22 protein-coding genes are annotated in these 24,535 nt (G+C 70.5%); 15 read left to right on the forward strand and 7 right to left on the reverse strand.

The window, feature by feature from the left end:
* Positions 1–138: 138 nt before the first annotated feature.
* The 4 genes from IEZ31_RS34170 (at position 139) to IEZ31_RS34185 (ending at position 5,695) form a co-directional block, all read left to right on the forward strand.
* The gene (locus IEZ31_RS34170; protein WP_190254191.1) at positions 139–915 is read left to right on the forward strand and encodes a class II aldolase/adducin family protein; all 777 of its coding nucleotides are present in this window, start codon (positions 139–141) and stop codon (positions 913–915) included.
* Positions 916–940: 25 nt separating this feature from the next.
* A complete protein-coding gene (locus tag IEZ31_RS34175) occupies positions 941–2,191 on the forward strand; it encodes an amidohydrolase family protein (protein ID WP_190254192.1) in 1,251 nt (416 codons plus the stop codon).
* A 10-nt stretch (positions 2,192–2,201) separates the two neighbouring features.
* Positions 2,202–2,975: a FadR/GntR family transcriptional regulator gene (locus IEZ31_RS34180; protein WP_229836087.1), complete on the forward strand. Its 774-nt coding sequence runs from the start codon at positions 2,202–2,204 to the stop codon at positions 2,973–2,975.
* A gap of 83 nt (positions 2,976–3,058) precedes the next feature.
* On the forward strand, positions 3,059–5,695 hold the full coding sequence (locus tag IEZ31_RS34185) for a ricin-type beta-trefoil lectin domain protein (protein ID WP_190254193.1): 2,637 nt from the start codon (positions 3,059–3,061) through the stop codon (positions 5,693–5,695).
* A gap of 165 nt (positions 5,696–5,860) precedes the next feature.
* Here the strand turns inward: IEZ31_RS34185 and IEZ31_RS34190 are convergent, their stop codons facing one another.
* Entirely contained in the window at positions 5,861–7,339 is a 1,479-nt protein-coding gene (locus tag IEZ31_RS34190; RefSeq protein ID WP_190254194.1) for a hypothetical protein, read from the reverse strand.
* A gap of 99 nt (positions 7,340–7,438) precedes the next feature.
* Positions 7,439–8,281 (reverse strand): fumarylacetoacetate hydrolase family protein, encoded by an 843-nt coding sequence (locus IEZ31_RS34195; protein WP_190254195.1) that lies wholly within the window; start codon positions 8,279–8,281, stop codon positions 7,439–7,441.
* A 79-nt stretch (positions 8,282–8,360) separates the two neighbouring features.
* Between IEZ31_RS34195 and IEZ31_RS58310 the strand changes: the two genes are divergently transcribed.
* The 3 genes from IEZ31_RS58310 (at position 8,361) to IEZ31_RS34205 (ending at position 11,443) form a co-directional block, all read left to right on the forward strand.
* The gene (locus IEZ31_RS58310) at positions 8,361–8,489 is read left to right on the forward strand and encodes a hypothetical protein (protein WP_268241709.1); all 129 of its coding nucleotides are present in this window, start codon (positions 8,361–8,363) and stop codon (positions 8,487–8,489) included.
* 5 nt (positions 8,490–8,494) lie between these two features.
* Complete coding sequence (locus IEZ31_RS34200) at positions 8,495–9,655, forward strand: winged helix DNA-binding domain-containing protein (protein ID WP_190254196.1); 1,161 nt, start codon at positions 8,495–8,497, stop codon at positions 9,653–9,655.
* A 222-nt stretch (positions 9,656–9,877) separates the two neighbouring features.
* On the forward strand, positions 9,878–11,443 hold the full coding sequence (locus IEZ31_RS34205; protein ID WP_190254197.1) for a pectate lyase family protein: 1,566 nt from the start codon (positions 9,878–9,880) through the stop codon (positions 11,441–11,443).
* A gap of 33 nt (positions 11,444–11,476) precedes the next feature.
* Here the strand turns inward: IEZ31_RS34205 and IEZ31_RS34210 are convergent, their stop codons facing one another.
* Together IEZ31_RS34210 and sodN are read right to left on the reverse strand one after the other, a co-directional pair.
* Entirely contained in the window at positions 11,477–12,121 is a 645-nt protein-coding gene (locus IEZ31_RS34210) for a zinc ribbon domain-containing protein (protein WP_190254198.1), read from the reverse strand.
* 44 nt (positions 12,122–12,165) lie between these two features.
* The gene (gene sodN, locus IEZ31_RS34215; protein WP_190254199.1) at positions 12,166–12,570 is read right to left on the reverse strand and encodes a superoxide dismutase, Ni; all 405 of its coding nucleotides are present in this window, start codon (positions 12,568–12,570) and stop codon (positions 12,166–12,168) included.
* 115 nt (positions 12,571–12,685) lie between these two features.
* On the opposite strand from sodN, the gene IEZ31_RS34220 reads away from it, so the two are divergent.
* From IEZ31_RS34220 to IEZ31_RS34255, 8 genes are all read left to right on the forward strand, one after another.
* A complete protein-coding gene (locus IEZ31_RS34220) occupies positions 12,686–14,014 on the forward strand; it encodes a radical SAM protein (RefSeq protein ID WP_190254200.1) in 1,329 nt (442 codons plus the stop codon).
* Positions 14,015–14,118: 104 nt separating this feature from the next.
* Complete coding sequence (locus IEZ31_RS34225; protein ID WP_190254201.1) at positions 14,119–15,066, forward strand: DUF5996 family protein; 948 nt, start codon at positions 14,119–14,121, stop codon at positions 15,064–15,066.
* A gap of 341 nt (positions 15,067–15,407) precedes the next feature.
* A complete protein-coding gene (locus IEZ31_RS34230; RefSeq protein WP_229836088.1) occupies positions 15,408–15,578 on the forward strand; it encodes a hypothetical protein in 171 nt (56 codons plus the stop codon).
* 188 nt (positions 15,579–15,766) lie between these two features.
* Positions 15,767–16,447 (forward strand): sugar transferase, encoded by a 681-nt coding sequence (locus tag IEZ31_RS34235; protein ID WP_229836089.1) that lies wholly within the window; start codon positions 15,767–15,769, stop codon positions 16,445–16,447.
* A 5-nt stretch (positions 16,448–16,452) separates the two neighbouring features.
* A complete protein-coding gene (locus IEZ31_RS34240; protein ID WP_190254202.1) occupies positions 16,453–17,712 on the forward strand; it encodes a glycosyltransferase family 4 protein in 1,260 nt (419 codons plus the stop codon).
* Positions 17,713–17,734: 22 nt separating this feature from the next.
* The gene (locus tag IEZ31_RS34245; protein WP_229836090.1) at positions 17,735–18,376 is read left to right on the forward strand and encodes a polysaccharide deacetylase family protein; all 642 of its coding nucleotides are present in this window, start codon (positions 17,735–17,737) and stop codon (positions 18,374–18,376) included.
* Between the two features lie 206 nt (positions 18,377–18,582).
* Positions 18,583–19,800 carry an endo-1,4-beta-xylanase gene (locus IEZ31_RS34250; protein WP_190254203.1) on the forward strand — a complete coding sequence of 406 codons (1,218 nt, stop codon included), beginning with the start codon at positions 18,583–18,585 and terminating at the stop codon, positions 19,798–19,800.
* A gap of 591 nt (positions 19,801–20,391) precedes the next feature.
* Complete coding sequence (locus IEZ31_RS34255) at positions 20,392–20,991, forward strand: hypothetical protein (RefSeq protein ID WP_190254204.1); 600 nt, start codon at positions 20,392–20,394, stop codon at positions 20,989–20,991.
* Between the two features lie 270 nt (positions 20,992–21,261).
* On the opposite strand, the gene IEZ31_RS34260 is transcribed toward IEZ31_RS34255, so the two are convergent.
* The 3 genes from IEZ31_RS34260 to IEZ31_RS34270 are packed head-to-tail and all read right to left on the reverse strand — an operon-like array spanning position 21,262 to position 24,421.
* Positions 21,262–22,128: a carbohydrate ABC transporter permease gene (locus tag IEZ31_RS34260; protein ID WP_229836091.1), complete on the reverse strand. Its 867-nt coding sequence runs from the start codon at positions 22,126–22,128 to the stop codon at positions 21,262–21,264.
* A 5-nt stretch (positions 22,129–22,133) separates the two neighbouring features.
* Entirely contained in the window at positions 22,134–23,111 is a 978-nt protein-coding gene (locus IEZ31_RS34265) for a carbohydrate ABC transporter permease (RefSeq protein ID WP_190254206.1), read from the reverse strand.
* The gene (locus IEZ31_RS34270; protein WP_190254207.1) at positions 23,108–24,421 is read right to left on the reverse strand and encodes an ABC transporter substrate-binding protein; all 1,314 of its coding nucleotides are present in this window, start codon (positions 24,419–24,421) and stop codon (positions 23,108–23,110) included. Before IEZ31_RS34270 ends, IEZ31_RS34265 begins: the two co-directional genes overlap by 4 nt.
* Between the last annotated feature and the right edge of the window lie 114 nt (positions 24,422–24,535).

The raw sequence follows: 24,535 nt of genomic DNA on the forward strand, positions 1-24,535 counted from the left end.
GACCGCGACGTGGTCGGTGGCCTTGGTGGAGACGCGTGCCTCCGAATTTCTACCAAGCGTTTGCTTGATTCCCGGCCCGCCTCCACTTAATCTTCTAAAACATAAGGTGATTCAACGGGGAACTCACGGAGGTGGAGCGTGAGCACGACCGAGACACTGCGACAAGGTGGGACCGCCGTCTGGGCGCCCCGCATCACGCCGCCCATCGGGGTGGAGCTCGACGACCGCCAGGCCCTCGCCTGCGCGTTCCGGATCCTTGCCCACGGCGGCTTCAGCGAGAACATCGCCGGCCACATCACCCAGATCAAAGATGACAGCGGCGCCATGTGGATCAACCCGTGGGGCCTGTGGTGGGAGGAGGTCAGCGCCTCCGACCTGTGCGTCGTCGACCGCGACGGCGCGCTCGTCGACGGGCGCTGGGACGTCACCCCGGCCTTCCACATCCACACCGAGCTGCACCGCCGGCGACCCGACGCGCGGGTCGTGGTGCACAACCATCCGTACTACGTGACCGTGCTGGCCGCGGTCGGTGTGCTGCCCGAGATCGTGCACCAGACCGGGTCGATGTTCGACGGGGACCTGGCCTTCGTGCACGAGTACACCGGTGAGGTCGACGACGCCGAGCTCGGCCGGGACCTCGCCGAGCGGATCGGCGACAAGTCCGTCGTCATCCTCGCCAGCCACGGCATCATCGTCACCGCGCCGACCATCCAGGAGGCGACCTACAAGTCCGCGAGCATCGACCGGTTCTGCCGCCTCGCCTACGACGTCATGCTGCTCGGCCGCGACCCCCTGGCCATATCCGAGGGCATCCGGCACGGCATGAAGCGCTCGCTGCTCGAACGCGGCTCGGACGTGTTCTGGGCCGGCGCCGTCCGCGCCCTCCTGCGCCGCGAACCCGAAGTCCTGGACTAACCGAGAACAGTAAGGACACCCCCACATGGCATCCATCGACGAACTCCTCAAGAACACCGCCTTCACCACCGCCGACCGCGGCAAGGTGACCTTCCTGCCCGACCCGCCGCGGCAGGAGCGCAAGTACACGTTCATCTCCGTCGACGACCACATCGTCGAGCCGCCCGACGCGTTCGACGGGCGCATGCCGGAGAAGTACAAGGACCAGGCGCCGCACGTCATCGAGAAGGACGGCAGCCACGTCTGGGTGTACGACGGCAAGGAGTTTCCGAACGTCGGCTTCAACGCCGTCGTCGGGCGGCCCGTCGACGAGTACGGCATGGAGCCCTGCCGCTTCGACGACATGCGCCGCGGCTCGTGGGACATCCACGAGCGCATCAAGGACATGGACCTCAGCGGCGTGTACGCCTCGCTGTGCTTCCCGTCGTTCCTGCCCGGCTTCGCCGGCCAGCGGCTCCAGCTGTCCACACAGGACCCCGAGCTGGCCCTCGCCGCCACGCGCGCCTGGAACGACTGGAACCTGGAGGCGTGGTCCGGCGCCTACCCGGACCGGATGATCCCGTGCCAGCTGCCGTACTTCCTCGACCCCGAGGTCGGCGCCCAGGAGATCTACCGCAACGCCGAGCGCGGCTTCAAGGCGGTGACCTTCTCCGAGGCCCCGCACATGCTCGGCCTGCCGTCGCTGCACACCGGCCACTGGGACCCGATCATGCGCGCGTGCGCCGAGACGGGGACCGTCATCAACCTGCACATCGGATCGTCGGGCACGTCGCCGTCAACCGCCGAGGACGCACCGCCGGACGTGGTGGGCGTGCTCTTCTTCGGGTACTCGATGTTCTCCGCGGTCGACTGGCTGTACTCGCGGATCCCGGTCCGGTTCCCCGACATCAAGATCGTGCTGTCGGAGGGCGGCATCGGCTGGGTGCCGGGCCTCGTCGACCGGCTCAACCACATGCTCAGCTACCACTCGATGTACGGCACCTGGAAGGGCATCGAGCTGACCCCGGCCGAGGTCCTGCTGCGCAACTTCTACTTCTGCGCCGTGGAGGACCCGTCGTCGTTCGCGCTGCGCGACGTCATCGGCGTCGAGCACATCTTCCTGGAGCAGGACTACCCGCACTGCGACTCGACCTGGCCGTACACCCAGAAGGTCATCGACGAGGAGATCGGCGGCCTGCCCGAGGCGGACATCCGGAAGATGACGTGGGAGAACGCGGCGCGCGTCTACCGCCACCCGGTTCCCGCCGCCGTGCAGGACGATCCGAACGCTTACTAGGGTGATCCCCGTGGAGCCCCAGGTGCGCGTCCATCGGCTCGCCGAGCAGGTGGCCGACCACATCCGCGCGCGGATCATCCGTGGCGACTTCGCCGACGGCGACCCGCTGCCCACGGCGGAGGAGCTGATCCGGCGGTATCCCGTGAGCATGCCGACGTTCCGCGAGGCGATGCGCATCCTGGAGGCCGAGGGGCTCATCACGGTGCGCCGGGGACGGCTGGGCGGTGCCATCGTGCACCGGCCGTCCCCGGCGGGCCTGGCCTACAACCTGGGCCTGGTGCTCGCGTCCCAGCAGGTCGCGATCGGCGACGTCGCGGTGGCCCTGCGACACGTCGAGCCGGCCTGCGCCGCCCTCTGCGCGAGCCGCCGCGACCGGGCCCGCGCCGTCGTGCCGGAGCTGCGCGAGCTGCACCAGGCGTACCTCGACAGCATCGAGGACCTGGTCGAGGTCGTCGCCGTGTCCCGCCGCTTCCACGAGGCCCTCGTCCGGCTGTGCGGCAACGAGCCGCTCATCGTGCTCGCCGGCGCGCTGGAGGCACTCTGGTCGGTGCACGAGCAGGACTGGGCGACCCGGATCCGGGAGACCACCGGGGTACCGCTGAGACAACGCCGGGCGGCGGGGGAGGAGCACGGCCGGATCCTCGCCCTGATCGAGGCCGGCGACAGCGAGGGCGTGCACCGTCTGGTCACCGGCCACCTCACCACCGCGCAGCGCAACCCGAAGCCGGCCGACGCGCAGGTCGACCTGGCAATGGTCGTCTGTTTGAAAATGTTCGATACTTAGCTATTCCGTTGATGTCTGATGTCGTCTTACGATGAGTCCGCCCCGGCCGGGTCCCCTTCGCACTCCACCGCCAAGGAGACCGCATGCCCCGACATCTCCTGCGTCTCGTCCTCGCCGCCGTCACCGGGCTCGCCGCCGCCGTCGTCGCCGCCGCCCAGCCGCCGGCCGCCGCCGCCCCGGCCCAGCCGTCGCCGCTGACCACCCCGTGGACCAGCCAGGCCCTCAACGGCACCCCGCTGCCCGACTACCCGCGCCCGCAGATGGTGCGGCCGGACTGGATGAACCTCAACGGCGAGTGGCAGCTGCGCCAGTCCACCACCAACGACAACCCGGTCTTCGGCCAGACCCTCCCGGAGCGGGTCAACGTCCCGTTCCCGGTCGAGTCGGCGCTGTCCGGCATCAAGCGACCGGCGAACGACAACCGCCAGTACCTCTTCTACCGCCGCACCTTCACCGTCCCCGCCGGCTGGGCCGGCCGCCGCGTGCAGCTGCACTTCGGCGCCGTCGACTACCAGGCCACGGTGTGGGTGAACGGCGTGCAGGTCGGCACGCACACCGGCGGCTACGACCGGTTCGAGTTCGACGTGACGGCGCAGCTCAACGGCGGCACGAACGAGCTGATCGTGCGGGCCTACGACCCGACGGACGCGCCCGGGCTGAACATCGCCCGCGGCAAGCAGGTCCGCAACCCGGGCGGCATCATGTACACCCCGTCGTCGGGCATCTGGCAGACCGTCTGGATGGAGCCGACGCCGACGTCCTCCATCTACAGCACCGACTACTACCCGAACCTGGCCAGCAACACCCTGCGGACCAGGGTCTTCACCCGCGGCGACGTGACCGGGTACTCGGTGTTCGCCGAGGTCCTCGACGGTTCGACGGTCGTCGGCACCGCCACCGGCGGCTTCGCCGACTTCAGCGTCCCCGTGCCGAACGCCCGCCGCTGGTCGCCCGACGACCCCTTCCTGTACAACTTGCGCATCTCCCTGCGCAACGCGGCCGGCGTCACCGTGGACCAGACCATGCACTACTTCGGCATGCGCGAGGTCGGCACCGCCGTCGTCAACGGCCGCCGGGTGCCCACGCTGAACGGCCAGTTCGTGCTGCAGAACGGCGTGCTCGACCAGGGCTTCTGGCCCGACGGGCTGTACACCGCGCCGACCGACGCCGCCCTGGCGAGCGACCTGCAGAAGATCAAGGACCTGGGCTTCAACATGGTCCGCAAGCACATCAAGGTCGAGCCGCCGCGCTGGTACTACCACGCCGACCGCCTCGGCCTGCTGGTGTGGCAGGACATGCCGAGCATGGGCGAGTCGCCCGGCAGCGCCGCCTCCCACACCCAGTGGGAGAGCGAGGTCCGCGAGATCGTCGACGAGCACCGGTTCTCGCCGGCCGTGGTCGTGTACGTGCCGTTCAACGAGGGCTGGGGCGAGTGGAACCTCGCCGACACCACCCGCGTCGCGCAGAACGTCAAGAACCAGGACCCGACCCGGCTGGTCAACCCGCACAGCGGCTACAACTGCTGCAACTCGCACGGCGACCCCGGCAACGGCGACATCATGGACTGGCACATGTACGTCGGCCCGGACAACCCGCTGCCGTCGGCCACCCGCGCCGGCGTCCTCGGCGAGTACGGCGGGCTCGGCGTGCGCACCCCTGGCCACGAGTACAGCCCCAACGGCGGCTTCGGCGCCTACGAGATGCACCCCGACGCGACGTCGATGACCGACCGGTACGTCAGCCTCATCAACCAGGCCGCGAACCTCGTGTACAACAAGGGCGTCGGCGCGCTCGTCTACACCCAGCCGTTCGACGTCGAGGGCGAGGTCAACGGCCTGTGGACCTACGACCGGCAGGTGCTGAAGTTCGACGCCAACCGGGTCCGCGCCGCCAACCAGGGCATCATCATCGCCTCGAAGCGGCTCAACACCACCGGCCCGCCGCCCGGCCGCAACGTCAACGGCCCGGGCGGCAAGTGCGTGGACGTCGCCGCCGACGACACGGGCGGCAACGGCGCCGCCGTGCAGCTGTGGGACTGCCAGATCCACGCGGTCGACCAGCGGTGGAGCTGGAACGGCTCGGCCCTGCAGACCCTGGGCCGCTGCCTGGACGCGACCGGCAACGGTACCGCCAACGGCACGCCGCTGCAGCTGTGGGACTGCAACGGCGGCGGCGCCCAGCAGTGGGTGGCCCAGGCCAACGGCTCGCTGCGCAACCCGCAGTCGGGCCGGTGCGCCGACTCGCCGAGCGGCTCCACCGCCAACGGCGCGCGGCTGCAGCTCTACGACTGCAACGGCACCGGCGCGCAGGCCTTCCGCCTCGGCGGCGGCTCGCCCGGCGCGACCTTCGTCAACGGCCCCGGCGGCAAGTGCGTGGACGTCGCCGCCGACGACACCGGCGGCAACGGCGCCGCGGTACAGCTGTGGGACTGCCAGACCTTCGCGGTCGACCAGCACTGGACCTGGGACGGCTTCGGCCTGCGCACCCTGAACCGGTGCCTGGACGCGACCGGCAACGGCACCGCCAACGGCACGCCCATCCAGCTCTGGGACTGCAACGGCGGCGGGGCGCAGCAGTGGATCCCGCAGCCCGACGGCACGCTGCGCAACCCGCAGTCGGGCCGCTGCCTGGACTCCCCGAACGGCTCCACGGCCAACGGCGCCCGCCTGCAGCTGTGGGACTGCAACGGCTCCCTGGCCCAGACGTTCCGCAAACAGTGACGCACGGGTGGTGCGGCGCGCCGGCGCGCCGCACCACCCACCCGGTGCGTTCGCCGGCTCGTTGCGCGTCGATCTTGCAGTCGTGGTGCCTGACGAACCGGGACATTCACGGAGCGTCCCGGCACCACGACTGCAAGATCGACAGGGATGGGTGGGGCGCCGGAGTCAGTCGTCGAGCGCGATGCCGCGCCGGCGGGCCTCCTCGCGGTGTGCGGCGCTCAGCGCGTCGATGTAGCGGGCGAGCATCTCGTCGGCCGGCAAGGGCCGGATGAGCTTGACCTCGAACCACTCGCGGTCGGCGTGGAACGCGGACTGCACGTCCGGCCGGGCGGCGAGCTGCTGCTCCAGCAGGTCGTCCTCGCCCTCGCCGGGCCCGGTCTCGACGATCGACCTGACCTCGTCGCTGAGGCTCAGCTCATACGTCCACCCGTCGCCGGCCACGTGCAGGAACGCGCACAGGTCCGCCCGCGCGATCGAGAACTCCGGGTCGTCGTCGATGAGGGCGAGGAACACCCGCGGTGCGCGGGCCAGCGCGGCGGACACGGGATCGGCCGCGGTGAGCCGGCTGCCGGCGTAGCTTGCCGCGCCGTCCGGGTGCAGCCGGTCGGGTTCGACGTCGGGCACGGCGTGCACCGCCGGCCCGGGCCGCGCCTTGCGCGCGCGTTTCGCCGCGGCGTCGGCCGCTGCCTGCCGGCACTGCGCGACCTTCTGCCGCTCGGCCTCCGGTCGATCGCGCAGCCAGCCGTCCAGGTCGGTCCGCTCGCCGTCGGTGAGCTCGGCGCCGCACAGGAACTCGACCATCTCGTCGATGTACGGGTCGCCGTCGTAGGCCCCCGCCGCGGCCGGGAGCCGGCCGGTCCACAGGTCCAGGCCGCGCCGGACGAACCGGGTCCCGCGGGGCGCCGGCGACCTGGGCGTGCGGTGCCACTCGTCCGGGTCCGGCGCCTCGGTCAGCCGCCAGACCAGCTCGTCATACTGCTCGCGCAGCGCGGTGCGGAAGCCGGTCGGGTCCGGCCGGCCGTCGCCGTCGCCGAACACCACGTCGCCGAGCCGCGGCTTGTCCGCGTTGGCCACCCGGCGGTCGGCGGTGAACGCGGCCTCCACCGCGGCGGCGTTGAGCTTGCCGGCCGCGTGCAGCGCCGAGAGGACCCGCGCCGCGGCCGGCCGGCCGGTGAACCCGACCGGCGTGGACAGCAGCCGCCGGAGCAGCCGGATCCGCGCCGGCTCCGGCGGTGCCGCGATCGCCTCCTCGGCCAGCGCGTCCAGCACCGGCTGGCCCGGCCGGCCGTCGTCGGAGTCGACCACGGACAACAGCGCGGCGGTGCGCCGCGACGTCGGCCAGGGCCCGTCGAGCACGTCGGCGGCGAACACCAGCCGGTGCGGTGACCCGGCCGGCGGCGCGGCACCGGCGTCCGGTGGCGGAAACACGGCGTCGCACAACGCCTCGAGCTCCGCCACCTCGTCGTCCAGGTCCATCAGCCGCGCGAGGAACGGCTCGACGACCTCGCGCGAGAACGCGCTCACGGTGCTGGTGAAGCCGGCCCGGTCGCCGGTGCTCGCCTGGGCGCGGGCCTGGGCGAGGAGCCGGCGGAACGTCTCGCGCTCGGGATCGGCGCCATCGTCGAAGCCGCCCGACGCATCCATGGCACGGTGCCCCTTCCCCATCGACACGGCTGAAAGCCAGGGGGCACCGTATCAACTTTTCGGACGGCCGGGCGCCCGGCCAGGCGTCAGGTGATGGCGTCAGGCGCAGGTCTGGCGCTGGCGGCCCAGGCCGCTGATCTCCAGCTCCATCACGTCGCCCGCGCGGAGGTACGGCTGGCCGGGCAGGCCCATCGCCACGCCGGCCGGCGTCCCGGTGTTCACCACGTCGCCGGGGTGCAGGACCATGAACTGGCTGAGGTACCAGACGAGGTGCGGCACGTCGAAGATCATGTCGGCGGCCCGTTCGTCCTGGCGCGCCTCGCCGTTGATCCAGGACTGCAGGCGCAGCTCGGGCACGGCGATGCCGTCCGCGGGCACCAGCCACGGGCCCAGCGGGTTGAACGTCTCGCAGTTCTTGCCCTTGTCCCACTGGCCGCCGCGCTCGAGCTGGAACTCGCGCTCGGACACGTCGTTGCTGATCGCGTAGCCGGCGATGTGCGCGGCCGCGTCGGCCGGGCTGTCGAGGTAGCGCGCCTTGCGCCCGACGACGACCGCCAGCTCGACCTCGTAGTCGGTCTTCACGCTGTTGCGCGGGATGAGCACGTCGTCGTCCGGCCCGACGACCGTGTCGGCGCCCTTCATGAACACGACCGGCTCGGCGGGCGGCGTGGCCCCGGACTCGGCGGCGTGCCGGGCGTAGTTGAGGCCGATGCAGACGATCTTGCCGATGCCGGTGACCGGCGCGCCGACCCGCAGCCCCTCGGGGTCGACCACCGGCAGCTCGCCGGCGTCGAGCGCGGCGCGGGTGCGCGCGATCCCGTCCGCGGCGAGGAACGCGCCGTCGAGGTCGGCGGTGAGCGGCGTGAGGTCGTGGGCGGTCCCGTCGGCGGCGAACACGACGGGGTGTTCGGCGCCGATGGGGCCGAGTCGGGCGAGTCGCATGCCCGTGACCGTACTGACGAGGAGGCCAAGTGGTCAAGCCAATCCCTGCGTGGTGTCGTGGTGCCGTAGGGTGCTGACCATGACGCGCGGCATGGACCTCACCGGCAAGGTGGCCCGGGGCGGGGTCGCGGCCGACGACCACGGCCGGGGCGACGGCGAGCCGAAGGTCTCCCTCGTCCTGCAGCGCGTCACCGTCGTCCACGGCTGACCGGCGTGCGCCACGTCTCCGACGACGAGCGGCGGGCGCGGCTGGCGGTCCGCCACGCACTCGCCCCGCGGCACCGTCGCGGATCCCCGCACGACGCGACGCGCGCGATGACCGTGCTGCACGCCACCGAGCCGGCGACGGTGTACCTCAGCTGCTGGGCCCGCGTCGCGTCGCTCACGGCCGGCGACGTCGACCGGGCGCTCTACGACGAGCGCACCCTCGTCAAGCAGCTCGCCATGCGCCGCACCCTGTTCGTGTTCCCGCGCGACCTGCTGCCCGCGGTGTGGCCCAGCGCGTCGGCCCGCGTCGCCGCCACCGAGCGTTCCCGGATGGCCAAGGATGTGGTCGCGGCCGGGATCGCCGGCGACGGCGGCGACTGGCTGGACCGGGCCCGCGCCGGCGTGCTGGCCGCGCTCGCGGACGCGCCGGAGGGCCGCACGGCGGGTGAGCTGCGTCAGGCGGTACCGATGATCGACGTCAAGGTGACCGTCACCCCCACCGACCCGTGGACCGCCTCGCGGGTGCTCACCCAGCTCGGCGCGACCGGCGACGTCGTGCGCGGCGCCAACACCGGCGGCTGGCACACCTCGCGCCCGCGGTGGACGCTGACGCGGCACTGGCTCGGCGAGACGGCCGAACGGTGGAGCGCCGGCGACGGCTGGCGCGAGCTCGTGCGCCGCTGGCTGCACTCCTTCGGTCCCGGCACGGAGGACGACCTGGCCTGGTGGCTGGGCGCGCCGAAGACGGTGGTGCGCGCCGCGCTCACCGGGCTCGACGCGGTCCCCGTCTCGCTCGACGGCGGCGCCACGGGCTGGCTGCTGCCCGGCGACCTCGCCGAGGTGCCCGACCCCGGCCCGTGGGTGGCGCTGCTCCCGGTGCTCGACCCGACCGTCATGGGCTGGCAGGGCCGCGACTTCTACCTCGGGCCGCACCGCGACCTGCTCTTCGAGCGCCGCGGCAACGCCGGCACGACCGCCTGGGTCGACGGTCGCGTGGTCGGCTGCTGGGTGCAGGACGACGCCGGGGTGGTGCGGGTCCGGCTGGTGGAGCCGGTGCCGGCGGCCGCGCGGCGGGCGCTCGACGACGAGGCGGCGCGGCTCACGGCGTGGCTCGCCGGGTTCCGGGTGCCGACCGCGTACCTGTCGCCGGCCATGAAAACAGCCTGAAACTACCGCGGCAAAACCCCGCAATCCGGGCAAGACCTTGCCCGACCGATCGACGTCACCCTATCCTCGCGATCAGGCAACCACAGGAAAGCGCTTTCCCCGGCAAGCGCTTTCCAAGCCGGATGGCGCCGCCAACGCCAGGCCGGTCCACCGGGATCACGCCGCCGCCCCGGCGCGAGCCACAAGCACACGCCCAGCACGCGACGACGAAGGTGAGACGAGATGAGACGACCAGTCGCACGGCGACTGCAGGTGGCGTTGGCCGCGGCCGCCACCGCCGTCGGGACCACGGTCGGTGTGGTCCTGGCGATCCCCGACGCATCGGCCGCGACCGGCGGCGTCACCGGCTACGCGACCCAGAACGGCGGCACGACCGGCGGCGCCGGCGGGCAGACGGTCAAGGCCACCAGCGGGACGGCGATCCACGCCGCCCTGTGCAACCGGGCCAGCAGCAGCACCCCGATCATCATCCAGGTCGAGGGCACCATCAACCACGGCAACACGACCAAGGTGTCCGGCAGCAGCTGCAACACCGCCGCCGACAAGATCGAGCTCAAGGAGATCAGCAACGTCACGATCATCGGCGTCGGCAACGGCGCGGTGTTCGACCAGCTGGGCATCCACATCCGCGACTCGAGCAACATCATCATCCAGAACGTGACGGTCAGGAACGTCAAGAAGTCGGGCTCGCCCACCTCCAACGGCGGCGACGCCATCGGCATGGAGAGCACCGTGCGCAACGTCTGGGTCGACCACGTCTCGCTGGAGGCGTCGGGCGGCGAGTCGGCGGGCTACGACGGCCTGTTCGACCTCAAGGACGACGTGCAGTACGTGACGCTGTCCTACAGCACCCTGAAGAACTCCGGCCGTGGGGGACTCATCGGGTCCAGCGAGAGCGACCGCGGGAACAGCTACATCACGTTCCACCACAACCTGTACCAGAACATCGACTCCCGCACCCCGCTGCTGCGCGGCGGCATCGCGCACATCTACAACAACTACTACGTGCAGCTCAACGAGTCGGGCATCAACTCCCGGGCCGGCGCGCGGGCGCGCATCGACAACAACTACTTCAAGAGCTCGAAGGACGTCATCGGCACGTTCTACACGAGCGAGGCCGGCTACTGGCAGGTCAACGGCAACATCTTCGACGCCGTGACCTGGTCCAGCCCGGGCACCGACAACAACCCGGCCGGCCCGAACCCGACGTCGAACACCAGCGTCAGCATCCCGTACTCGTTCGCCCTCGACAGCGCCTCGTGCGTGCCGAGCGTCGTCACCGCGACGGCCGGCGCCAACAAGGGCCTGCAGGTCTCGAACGGCAGCTGCACGCCGACCAGCCCGACCGCCGGCCCGACGACGCCCGGTCCGACGACGCCCGGCCCGACCACGCCGGGACCGACGACCCCCGGCCCGACCCAGGGCGGCACCAACCTCAGCATCGGCGCCGGCTCGGACGGGTCCAGCAAGGCCGACGGCACCAGCTACGGCGACGTCCGGGACGGCAACATGAGCACGTACTGGTCGCCCAGCGGTACCACCGGATCCATCTCCATCAAGTGGGGCTCCGCCACCGCCGTCTCCCGGATCAACATCCGCGAGGCGTCCGGTTCGACGGGCGTCATCCGCAACTGGCGCGTCCTCAACGCCGACACCGGGACGGTCCTCGCCTCCGGCACCGGCGCGGGCGTCATCACGTTCAGCCGCACCTCGATGAAGAAGGTGACCTTCGAGATCACGAGCGCGACCGGCACGCCGAAGGTCGCCGAGTTCGAGACCTACGCCTAGACACCCCGCACGCGGACTGCGGTCGGAGCAGCCTCAGGGCAGCTTCTGGCCGCAGTCCATGCAGAACAGCGCGCCGATACGGTTGGCCTCGCTGCCGCAGCCGCCGCAGCGCACCCGCGGCGCGAGCGCCGAGCCGCAGGCCGAGCAGAACCGCCCGCCGTCCACCTTGCTCCCGCACGACGGGCAGGCCACCACGGCCCGCGCGCTCATGTCCACGTCGGCCGTCCAGTCCGCCTGCTGGGCCCGCTCCCGGATCTGGTCCCGCTGCGCCGCGGCCTGCGCCCGGGCCACCTCCTCGGCGACGACGGGCGCGCACCGCAGGCACTGCCCGATCTCGTCGTTCCAGCACATCGCGGCGCACATCCAGTCACCGCACCCGCGACACTGCCGGAACTCCTGCCGCGCCCGCTCGACCGCCTCGGCGAGCGCCCGGTCCTTGGCCGGCGAGTTGCTCGTCCGGTCGTACTGCCACTGGTCCACGGTCCGGCTGACCCGCTGCGTGAACCCGCCCAGCACGTGCCCGGCCGCCCGCAGCACCTTCCGCCCGGTCTCGACCGTGTCGCGCCTGAACGCCGACCGGTGCCCGTTCCCGCACCGCTCGCAGCGGAACTCGAACTGGTAACCCTGCTGGTTGGACAGGTCGCGGACGTTGTCGGTGAAGGGTACGAGCGCGCTCACGCGGCTCAGCGTAGCCAGCACGGTCCAGTCGAACAGTCAGGGATTTAGCCTTGCTTGGTCTCCCAGAAGATCTTCGCGATCTCGTCGATCGCGCTGAGCAACCGTTCGGCCACCGCCGGGTCGGCCGAGCCCTTCGCGCCGCCGGCGCCCGCGAGCTTGGTCGCCTCGTTGAACAGGCCGTGCAGCTGCGGGTACCGCTCGAAGTGCGGCGCCTTGAAGTAGTCGGTCCACAACACCCAGAGGTGGTGCTTCACCAGCTCGGCGCGCTGCTCCTTGACGACCAGCGCGCGGGTCCGGAACTCCGCGTCGGCGCTGTCCTGGTACTTCTTGCTGATCATCAGGATCGACTCGGCCTCGATGCGCGCCTGGGCCGGGTCGTAGACCCCGCAGGGCAGGTCGCAGTGGGCGCTGACGACGATCCGCGGGCGGAGCAGGGATGACAGGAACATTCCGGTACGCTAAAACCTCAACCGAACTTGAGGTCAACGGCGGGGAGACGGTGCTCACAGCCCGACGTTCGGTGCCGCCGTGGTGCGGGAAGATGCTCTTGAGGGAGGGCCGCACATGGCATCGCGTACAGAGCTGGTCGAGGACCTGATGAGCCGGTTTCCGCACGTGCCCCGGGAGGCCGTGATCAAGGAGGACCTGCTGCGTGGCGGCCTGGCCTTCGACGACTCGGCGCTCACCGACAACGAGGGCGGTGACGTCAAGCCGAAGTCGTACTTCATCTTCTCGTTCGACCACCGCACGCTGCCCGAGCTGGGCACCGCCGCGCTGCGCCGGCCGCCGGAGGAGATCGTGCTCACCGGCGGGCCGTACGGGCTGCGCCGCACGGTCGTCTCGGTCCGCACCAACCCGGCGTCGCCGTACCGCGTGCGGACGGACGACGACGGCCGCCTGCGCCTGCACCTGGACGGCCGGCCGATCGCCGACGTCGGGCTGCCGCCGATGCCGGAGTACTACCGGCACACGCTCGCCAACGGCAAGTCGGTCATGGAGGTCGCCCCGACCATCCAGTGGGGCTACCTGATCTACCTGACGGCGTTTCGCGTCTGCCAGTACTTCGGCGCCAAGGAGGAGTGCCAGTACTGCGACATCAACCACAACTGGCGCCAGCACAAGGCGGCCGGCCGCCCGTACACCGGCGTCAAGCCGGTCGACGAGATCCTGGAGGCGCTGGAGATCATCGACCGCCACGACACCGGGAAGACGTCCAAGGCGTACACCCTGACCGGCGGCAGCATCACCTCACACGTCGGCGGCAAGGCCGAGGCCGACTTCTACGGCCAGTACGCCCAGGCGATCGAGGAGCGCTTCCCGGGCCGCTGGATCGGCAAGGTGGTCGCCCAGGCGCTGCCGCGGGCCGACGTGCAGCGCTTCAAGGACTACGGCATCCAGATCTACCACCCCAACTACGAGGTGTGGGACAAGCGGCTGTTCGAGCTGTACTGCCCGGGCAAGGAGCGCTACGTCGGCCGCGCGGAGTGGCACCGCCGCATCCTGGAGTCGGCCGAGGTCTTCGGCCCGCGCAACGTCATCCCGAACTTCGTGGCCGGCGTCGAGATGGCCGCCCCGGCCGGCTTCACCAGCGTCGACGAGGCGATCGACTCGACCGCGGAGGGGCTGCAGTACTTCATGTCGCGCGGCATCACCCCGCGGTTCACGACGTGGTGCCCCGAGCCGACCACCCCGCTCGGCAAGGCCAACCCGGAGGGCGCACCCCTCGAATACCACATCCGGCTCCTCGAGATCTACCGCGCGACCATGGCGGCGAACGGCCTGTCCAGCCCGCCCGGCTACGGCCCGCCCGGCCCCGGCCACGCCGTCTTCTCGGTCAGCTCGTTCATGGACAGCCTGCCCGCGAACGTCGAGCAGGAGCTGGTCGACAGCTGAGCGCCCACCGGCCCGCCCGGCACCGGCGCATGATCGGGTCCGTTTCGGGCAGCCCTGTTGGTTCCGACGGCAACAACCGACGTCGCACTGCAGGGAGGCCAGAGATGACCAGTCAGCGGCAGCGCTGGGCGGCCCTCCCGGTCACCGATTGGGAACCCACGTACGACACGCTGCACATGTACACCCAGATCATCGGGAAGATCTCGCTGGCATTGCGGCCCATGACGAACCACTGGTGGCAGGTCGCCCTGGAGCTCTCCGCCAGGGGCCTGCGGACCGCGGCCATCCCGCACCCGGCGCGCACCTTCGAGATGGACCTCGACCTCATCGACCACGTGCTCCACATCGACGCCGAGGGCGGGCAGCGGCGCACCGTCGCGCTGGGCGGGTCCGTGCGCGACTTCTACACCGACACGATGGCCGCGCTCGACGACCTGGGGCTGCACGTGCCGATCTGGACCATCCCGGTGGAGGTACCGGATCCGATCCCCTTCGACCAGGACACCGTCCACTCGACGTACGACCCGGCCCAGGCGGAGCGGTACTGGCACGTCCTGTGCCAGGTCGAGGGGATCTTCGACGAGTTCCGGGCCCTCTTCGCCGGCAAGGCCAGCCCGGTCCAGTTCTACTGGGGCTCGTTCGACCTCGCCACGACCCGCTACTCCGGCCGGCCCACCGAGCCGCCGCCGGACGCCGACACGATCACCCGGTTCACGTACACCGCCGAGCAGAGCTCGCTCGGTTTCTGGCCCGGCGGCACCTGGGTCAACGGCATGCGCGTCGACCAGCCGGTCTTCTACTCCTACACCTACCCGGAGCCGCCGGGAGTGCGGGACCAGCCGATCAGCCCGCCGTCGGCGTCCTTCGACGCCGGACTCGGCGAGTTCGTACTGAGCTACGACGAGGTCCGGCGGGCGGACAACCCGCGCCAGACGATCCTCGACTTCGCCCAGACCACCTACGAAGCGGGTGCCCGGCTCCAGCACTGGCCGCGCGACGTGCTCGAATGGACGCCGCCGACGCCGCCGAGCTACCGCCGGGCGACGTCGTAGCCACAGCGAACGGCGGCACTCACGACGGTGGTGCTGGTGACGGCGGTCCTAGAGCAGGGCGCGGCACGCCTCGCGGTCGTAGGGGAGGCCGGCCTCGCGGAACGACAGGGACGCGTTGCCGTTCGTGGGGTCCCAGCACCAGCGTGGCCCGTTCGTCCGGGCCGGCGTCGGCGGCGAGGCCGTGCAGGCGCGGGCCGAGCGCGGTGGCCTCCGGGGCCGCACCGCAGGCGCCGATGGCGTACGCGGCCTGGGGTGTCGGTGGCGGGGCCGTACGCGTGCAACAGCGTCGCGAACCGCCCGGAGCCGATCGGGGTCACGGCGAAGATGGTAGGACTGGAACCATGACCGAACCGATCTCGGCCCGCAATCTCGACCGGTACGGGTCTGCCGCGCCCTACAGCGCGCCGAGCGCCGGGCCGGCCCCGTGGTACCTCTACCGGCTCACCGTGCGCACCGCCCACGGTGTCGCCACCGCCGAGCCGCACGGCGCGACCGCCTGGGACTTCGCCTGAACGCCGTCGACGTCACGCTGACCGTGCACCTCGCTGTCGACCGTCCCGGCGCGGTATCGGCCGACGTCACCGTGGGACCGGTGTAAGCAATACGACACAGGTTTTCCCGGAACGATTCTTGCGGACCGGTTACCGACTGCGACAGCGTTCCTACTCGTCGGGTCGTATGTCACGGGGGGTGACCGAGCTTGGCGGTTGAGTTCGCCGCTCCCGCCTGGCGCCGCGGTCTGCTGCGGCGGCTGCCCAGGCGGTCGGCGCGGCAGCTCGTGGAGTCGGTGGCGGCGCTCGTGCTCATCGTGCTGTTCGCGCCGCTGCTGCTGGCGACCGCCGTCGCGGTCGCCCTGACCAGCCGGGGTCCCGTCCTCTTCCGGCAGGACCGGGTCGGGCTGCACCGCGAGGTGTTCACGATGCTCAAGTTCCGCACGATGTACGTCGACAACGACGACGCCGAGCATCGCCGGCTGATGCGCGCGCAGCTCACCGCCGACGAGCCGCCGACCGGCGGCGAACCGGGCATCTACAAGCTCGCCCGGGACCCGCGGATCACCCCGGTCGGTCGGTTCCTCCGCGAGTGCAGCATCGACGAGCTGCCGCAGCTCTGGAACGTCGTGCGCGGCGAGATGTCGCTGGTCGGCCCGCGCCCGTACGTCCCGTGGGAGGCGGCGTTCTTTCCACCCAGCGCCGAGCGGCGCTTCGCCGTGCGCCCCGGCATGACCGGACTGTGGCAGGTCAGCGGCCGCAGCACGCTCGACTACCGGACCGCGTTGCAGATCGACGTCTACTACGCCGACCACAAGTCGCTCTGGCTGGACCTGCGCATCCTGGCCCGCACGGCGGTGGTCGTGTTCGACCGCGCGGCGAGCAGGTGACCCCGATGGCCCGCCGCCGGACACACATCGCCATCGTCGTCGCGAACCTGCCGGCCGAACGCGACCGGCGCGTCATCCGGGAGAGCCTGAGCCTGGAGGCCCGCGGCTACGAGGTGACGGTCATCGCGCCGCGCGGCGACCGGACGCTGCGGACCCTGCCCGGCAGCCGCAACGTGCGGCTGCGCCCGTACCCGCTGCTGCTGTACGGGTCGGGGGTCGTCACCTTCGCCGTCGAGTTCGTGTGGTCCTTCGTGTGCGTCGCCGTCCGGCTGGCCGGCGAGGTGGCCCGCGGCCGCGCCCAGGCGGTCCAGGTCTGCAACCCGCCCGACGTGTACTGGCCGCTGGCGCTGGTGTTCCGGGCGCTGCGCCGGCCCTGGGTGTTCGACCACCACGACCTCTGCCCCGAGATCCTCGCCACGCGCGGCGGCGGCGACGCCAAGGGCTGGGCCTACCGGATCCTGGTCCTCTTCGAGTGGCTGACCCTGCGCACGGCGACCGCGGTCATCGCCACCAACGAGTCGTTCCGGGAGAACGCGCTGCGCCGCGGCGTGCCGCCCCGGAAGGTGACCGTGGTGCGCAACGGCCCGTCCGCGGACGAGATCGGGCCGGCCGCCCCGCGGGCCGATGAGCACCACCGGATCGTGTACCTCGGCGTGCTCGGGCCGCAGGACAACGTCGAGGGGGCGGTGCTCGCGGCCGACGAGCTGACCCGCCGGCGCGGGCGGACCGGCTGGCGGCTGACCATCGCCGGCGACGGCGAGAGCATGCCGGCGCTCACCAGGCTCGTCGCCGAACGCGGCCTCGGCGACGTCGTGGAGTTCGCCGGCTGGCTGGAGGGGCCGCAGGTCGACGCGCTCCTGCGCTCGGCGACCGTGGCGATCCAGCCCGACCTGCCGACGCGGATGAACGACCGGTCGACGATGGCCAAGACGGTCGAGTACCTCGGGCGCGGCGTGCCGGTGGTCGCGGCCGACCTGACCGAGACGCGGCGGACCGCGGGCGACGCGGCGGTGTACGTGCCGACCGGGGACCCGGCCGAGTTCGCCGCCGCGCTCGACGCGCTGCTGGACGATCCGGCGCGGCGCGCCGCGATGCGCGCCTGCGGCCGGCGGCGGTTCGCGGACGTGCTCGCCTGGGAGCACCAGGCTCGGGCGTATCTGGACGTGTGGGGCCGGCTGCTTCCCGGCCCGGTCACGGTCGTGCGGCAGCGCCGTCAATCAATTTCGAAAAGTTCCGAAATCCATTCCGCCCGGCGTCGTGAATGACTATCAAGACAGCATATCCAATGTGGCGCGGACGTCCGACTCCTATTTGGCGCGGACGTTTGACTCCGGTGCGGCGCGGACGTCCGACTCCTATGTGGCGCTGACGTTCGACGACGGGCCGAATCCGGTCACTACCGGGGCGCTGCTCGACGCGTTGCGGGACGCCGGGGCGAGAGCGACGTTCTTCGACATCGGCGGGAACGCGCAGGCGCATCCGGCCCTCGTGCGCGCCAAGCGGGACGCCGGCATGTGGATCGGCAACCACAGCTGGACGCACCCGCACCTGCCCGGGCTGCCCGCCGCCCGGGTCGCCGCCGAGCTGGGCCAGACCCAGGCGGTCCTGGAGCGGCTCTGGGGCGAGGCGCCGCGGCTGTTCCGCCCGCCGTACGGGGAGACCGACGCCACCGTCCGCGCCGCCGAGGCGCGGCTCGGGCTCACCGAGGTCCTCTGGACGGCCGACACGCGGGACTGGAACGGCGCCGACACCGACCGGATCGTCGCCGCCGCCGGCGCGCTGGAGCCGGGCGGCGTGCTGCTCATGCACGACGGCTACGCGGCCACCGTCGCGGCCGTGCCGCGGATCGTCGCCGGCCTGCGCGCCCGCGGACTGGAACCGGGCATGATCTGCCCGTCGTCCGGCCGGGCCGTGGGCTTTTCGAAATAGCTCCGGATCGGATATTCCCCGGAAAATGTTTCGACGAATTCCCATACGTCACTCTTGACGGCGAAACTCGCCGCACAATAGCGTTTCGGGAAACGGTCCGAAACATTTCCCGCACCCGGATTTCCCTGGGTGATCCGAGCACGGTAGCCGTGGCGAACGGTCGCCTGAGGGAAACAGAAGCACCGTTTTCCCCCTTAGGAGCATCGATGAGATTACGACGAATGGCCACCGCGTGCGCGTGCGCCGTGGTGGTCGCCGCGTCGCTCGGCAGCGTGTCGGCCTCCGCCCACGGCCCCCGCCCGCCGAAGCCCCAGGACCAGTCGCTGAAGGCGCTCGCCGCGCGGCACAACCTGTACATCGGCACGGCCGTCGACCTGAACGCCTATGCGGATGCCGGTGACCCGCAGTACAAGACGATGGTCAACCAGCAGTTCAACACCGTCACCGCCGAGAACGCGATGAAGTGGGAGAGCCTCGAGCCGACCCGCGGCGTCTACAACTGGGGACCGGCCGACGCGTTCGTCAACGAGGCGATCCGCAACCGCCAGCTGGTCCGCGGCCACGTGCTGACCTGGCACAGCCAGCTGCCCGGCTGGCTCAGCGCCGGCATCGACGACGGCAGCATCGGCCGCGACGAGGCCCGTGCCCTGCTGCGGCAGCACATCACCACCGTCGTGTCGCACTTCCGCGGCAAGATCTGGCAGTGGGACGTGGTGAACGAGGCGGTCAGCGATCCGTGGGAGACGCCGAGCGCGATCCACCTCGGCGGCAACACGGGCTCGTTCAAGCAGAAGTGGGCGGACACGCTCGGCCCGGACTACGTGGCGGACGCGTTCCGCTGGGCCCGCGCCGCCGACCCGAAGGCGCTGCTGTTCTACAACGACTACAACCTCGAGGCGTTCGGCGACGGCGGCCCCGGCGACAAGACCCAGTTCGTCTACGACATGGTCAAGCGCCTGCGCGCCCAGGGCGTCCCGATCGACGGGGTCGGCAGCCAGGGGCACTTGGGGACGCGCTATGGCAACTATGATGTGTTCCAGGCGAGTGAGGCGCTGGAGAGGTTCACCGACCTGGGCCTCGCGGTGGCCTTCACCGAGGTCGACGTGCGCAGCCTGATGAAGAACGCCGACGACCCGACCGTCGATGCAAACTCGGCCGACGAGGCGTCGCGCGACCAGGCCGCGGCCTACAACCACTGGGTCCTGCTGCAGGCGTGCCTGATGAACCGCCACTGCCTGTCCTTCACGGTGTGGGGCTTCACGGACAAGTACTCCTGGATTCCCAACTGGTTCAAGAACCCGCCCGAGGGCGCGGGCTGCCTGTGGGACGCCAACTACCAGCCGAAGAAGTCCCTGCGCACGGTCCAGGGCACACTGCTGGCGTCGACCCCGCTGACGCGGATCCCGCAGACTCCGCGCCGCTGACGTCCCCTCCACGTCCCGGGTCCGGAGGGATGGCCGGACCCGGGACCCCTTTCTTGTTCGCACAGAGGCCGCGTGCGGGGTTCGAGCACCCCGCACGCGGCCTACTGCCGTCGACGCCCCGTTGATCGGGTTCACGTGCCGGCACTGATCCCGCCCCGGACGTTGCTGCGTCGTTGCGAGGACGGAAACTTCCACGCCGGAGCCGGCTCACCCCATGATCAGGGGAAGCTCCTGGTTGCCGGGGCAGCCACGCGTTGGACGTTTGGTGTGACGGCTCAGGTCCGCACGGCTTTGAGTGTGGGCTGAATATCCGATCTCGTTCCGGCAGAGGCATGTCGGATCATCTACGCGTGGCCGGCCGATGAGTGAAGGCGGTGACCGTTGTCGGCGTCATCTCCTTTTGCCGTCGGTGCAAGCCCCCATCTCTCGATGATCATCGGCGGCGTGGCCGCTGGGGTCGTCCTACTATTGCTGATCTTTGGGACGTAGCGTCCTGACGCCGGAAATTCGTTTGCAACATCGGGCAATTGATTCAAGCGTTGTCTTCGACCAATACAGCACCACACTGATCGGACCCGCAGAGGAGGATCGATGGTGGCAACGTGTCAGGTCGACAACTGCGGTGTCGTTGCGATCGCGCGATGCTCGAACCCGGGCTGCCAGGTGCCGGGCGGTGCCGCATTCTGCCTGTCGCACGGCACCATCGGCGGACATTGCGGGCTCTGCCTTCGAGTCACCAAGGAGCGCATCGACGATATCGCGGCCAGGTGTGCAAACGCCAGGAACCGCATTCGCGTGATGGCCGAACTACTGACGAGCGAAGGGTTCAGCCCGCCGAATCGTTACTTCCGGGCAACGGCGACCAAAACCAACTGGCGTGGCAAGGTGATCGAGGTCGACGATCCGGCAGCCGATGGCTATGGCTGGCCCGTTGGTATCCATGAGTGGGTGTGGTCCGTCGAAGTTGGATGGCCTCACAACAACCGTCAGGAAAGGCGCGGTCGCCGCCAACTCTTTGTGAACAACAACGGCGAGATCATTGCCCACGGCAACAGGTCTGCTTCAGGGCGTCCCGCTGTCTCCTCGCAGTACGCATTCATGCAGGGTCCTGAAATCGTTGAGTTCTGGGACGGAATAGTCGAGCGCATGGCTGACATCGTTCGCAGCCATGGCTTGACCGTACCGTCATAGTCACGGACGCCAGGCTACCCGAAAGGCTGCAGGGGCTTTCCGGCCGGAATCGGCAATATGCAATACAACTCCTTCGTCGGCCGGCCGGCCGGCCGACGGTGTCGTGGCCGTGCCGGGTGGGGTGGTGCCGCCGCTGGCGGACTGCCGGCAGGACCGCCCGGCTGAGCGTGCGAAGCCCGGGAACCGGGCGTCGCCGCCAGGGCGGGCCTGGACCCGCGCCGGGGACCGGGCCGCCGATGCCCGGTCCCCGGAGTCTCCGCGGTGCGGGCGTCAGCCCTTCACGGAGCCGGTCAGGCCGCCCACGATGTGGCGCTCGGCGAAGACGAAGAAGCCGACGGCCGGGATCATCGAGGCCGCCGTGTAGGCCAGGATCTTCGCGGTGTCCTGGGAGTACTGGCTCTGGAACGCGGCCACGCCCAGGGGGAGCGTGAAGTTGTCCGGGTTGCTCAGCACCAGCAGCGGCAGCAGGTACGCGTTCCAGCTCGTCACGAAGGCCAGGATGCCGACCGTCGTCAGGGCCGGGCGGCTCAACGGGAGCAGGATCCGCCAGAAGAAGCCCAGGCGGCTCGCCCCGTCCATCGCGGCCGCGTCCTCCAGCTCGCCCGGGATGGCGGCCATGAACGGGCGGAGGATGACGATCGTGATCGGCAGGGCGAACGCGGCCTGCGGCAGCGCCACGCCCAGCGAGGTCTCCAGCAGGTCGAGCTCCCGCAGGAGCAGGTACAGCGGGAGCGCGGCCGCGGTGACCGGGAACAGCAGGCCGATCGTGAAGAGGGTGTAGAGCCCCTCGCGGCCCGTGAAGCTGTACCGCGACAACGCGAACGCCGCCATCGAGCCGACCACGAGCGTCAGCCCGGTCGCGATGACCGCGATGACGGCGCTGTTGCCCATCGCGTTCCAGAACACCTCGGACGTGAACACGTCCGTGAAGTTCGACAGCACCCACGGGTCGGGCCAGCCGGCCGGGGCGTTGTTGATCTGCGCGTTGGTCCGGAAACCGCCGAGGATCGTGAACAGCAGCGGGATGACGGTGATGCCGACGACGAGCAGCACGGTGAGGTACGTGAACGGGGTGCCGAGCGTCAGGGCGGCGGCGCGCCGCCGGGTTGACGAGGTTGCAGCGGTTGCAGCGGCCACGCCGGTCACCCCACCATCCGGGTCAGCGCGCCGTCGGTGTCCCGGCGCAGCGCGAAGCGCTGGTAGATCAGCGCGAAGATGAAGCACACGACGAAGAGCACGACCGCGACGGCGCTGCCGAAGCCGAACTCGTACCGGTTGAAGCCGTGGTCGAGCAGGTAGGTCGCCATCGTCGCCGAGGCGCTGGCGGGGCCGCCGAGCGTCATGATCCAGACGATGTCGAACAGCTGGAGCGACCCGATGATGGACAGGAAGATCCAGATCCGGATGGTCGGGCCGAGCAGCGGCAGCACGATGCTGCGCGTGGTCTGCCAGGACGAGGCGCCGTCGGTGGCGGCGGCCTCCCGCAGCTCGGCCGGGATGCTCTGCAGGCCGGCGAGCAGCAGGATGATGCCGAAGCCGATGTACTTCCAGGTGATCACGACGAACAGCGTGTAGAGCACGAGATTCCCGTCGGCGAGCCACTCCTGGATCAGCCCGCCCAGTCCCACGGCCTTGAACGCCTGGTCGACGAAGCCGCCCGGCTGCAGCATCAGCAGCCACACCACCGCCGTCACCGCCTCCGAGAGCACGTACGGCATGAAGACGACCAGCCGCAGTACCGCCCGGCCACGAATCTTGCGGTTGAGCAGCAGCGCCAGCCCGATCGACAGCGGCAGCTGGACGGCGACCGACAGCACCGCGATGATGATGTTGTGCCACAGGGCGCTGCGGAAGACCTCGTCCTCCAGCACCCGCTGGTAGTTGCCGAAGCCGTACGGCGTGCGGGGGCTGAAGCCCGTCCACTTGTAGAAGCTGTAGTAGATCGCCACCGCGATGGGCAGCAGCACGAACCCGACGAAGAGCACCAGCGCGGGGGTCAGCAGCAGCGCCAGTTCGAGGCGCTTGCTGCCGCGACGCGGGCGGCGGGCCGGCCGCGAGTGCTCGCGGCCGGCCGTCGTGTCGGGGCCCGCCGAGACGGCGGGGTCACCCACTCTGGTCATTTGTTCGCTACGGCCTTGTTGAACGCGTCGACGATCCCCTGCGGGCTGCCCTTGCCGGCGAAGAAGTCGGCGATGGCGTCGTTGAGGGCCTGACCGACGCTGGTGGGCAGGGCCTGGTCGAAGTACACCTGAATGTAGGGCGCCTTGTTGAGGGCCTCCTGCACCGTCTTGAGCGACGGGTCCTGGATCGCCGAGATGGCGGCCGGGTTGGCCGGCAGCGTCGCCGTGTTCGACGTGACCAGCTTGGTCTGCACCTCGGTGCTGGCGATGTACTTCAGGAAGTCGGCGCAGGCCGCCCCGCCCTTGACGCTGCAGGAGAACCCGTCGCCGCCGCCGAGCGCGGTGCCCGGGGTGCCCTTGCCGCCCTCGACCTCGGGGAACGGGAACCAGCTGAGCTTCTTGGCGTAGTCCTTGTCCTCGGTGAGCGGGATCATCGTGGGCAGCTCCCAGTCACCCTGCAGCTCCATCGCGGCCTTGCCGTTGGCGACCAGGCCGGCCGAGCTGCCGGCGCCCTGCTGGGCGGGGGTGCCGAGGAACGCGTCCTGGAACGGCTTGGAGTCGATGAGCTTCTTGAGGTCCTCGCCGGCCTTGACGAAGCAGGCGTCGTCCATCTTCAGGCTCTTCACGGTGTTCTTGAGGACGTCGAGCGAGCACTCGCGGATCGCGAAGTACGACCACCAGAACGCGTCCGGCCACTTGTCCTTGCCGCCGAGGGAGACCGGGGTGATGCCCTTGGCCTTGAGCTTGGTGACCGCGTCGTTGAACTCGGTCATCGTCTTCGGCGGGGCGGCGATGCCCGCCTGCTCGAAGAGGTCCTTGCGGTACCAGAACCCGACGACGTGCAGGTCGTAGGGAATGCCGTACTGCTTGCCGTCGACCGCCCAGCCCTGGGCGGACGCACCCATGGAGCTGATCCAGTCCTTGGTGTCGGCGGTCATGTCGTACAGCTTGCCCGACTCGACCTGCGTGGCCAGGGCGCCGCCGCCCCACTGCTGGAAGATGTTCGGCGGGGTCGGCGACTGCAGCGCCACCGAGATCTTCGTCTTCAGTGCCTCGTTCTGCGTCGGCTCCACCTGGAACTTCACGTTCGGGTGGGCCTTGCTGTACTCGTCCGCGATGCCCTGCCAGACGCTCTTGCCGGGGTCCTGCGCGCCGTTGTGCCACCAGGTCAGGGTGACGGGGGCGTTGGGGTCACTGGAACTTGGTTCGTCGTCGCCGCATGCGGTCAGGGAGGGCAGGGCCATCGTCAATGCGATGGCGATCGTTGCCAGCCTCCGTGGGGTGCTCAGGCGGACGTTCAAAGTGATCATCTCCTGACGGGGGCGGGGCGAGCTAGGCGCTCGGCCCTCGATGCCGCCAGAGTCTCCGCCTTAGTTCCAACTCTTGTCAATCGTTGTTGATAACGTTATCGGAAGCTATTGTGC

The organism is Dactylosporangium sucinum, from assembly GCF_014647515.1.
Lineage (GTDB): Bacteria > Actinomycetota > Actinomycetes > Mycobacteriales > Micromonosporaceae > Dactylosporangium > Dactylosporangium sucinum.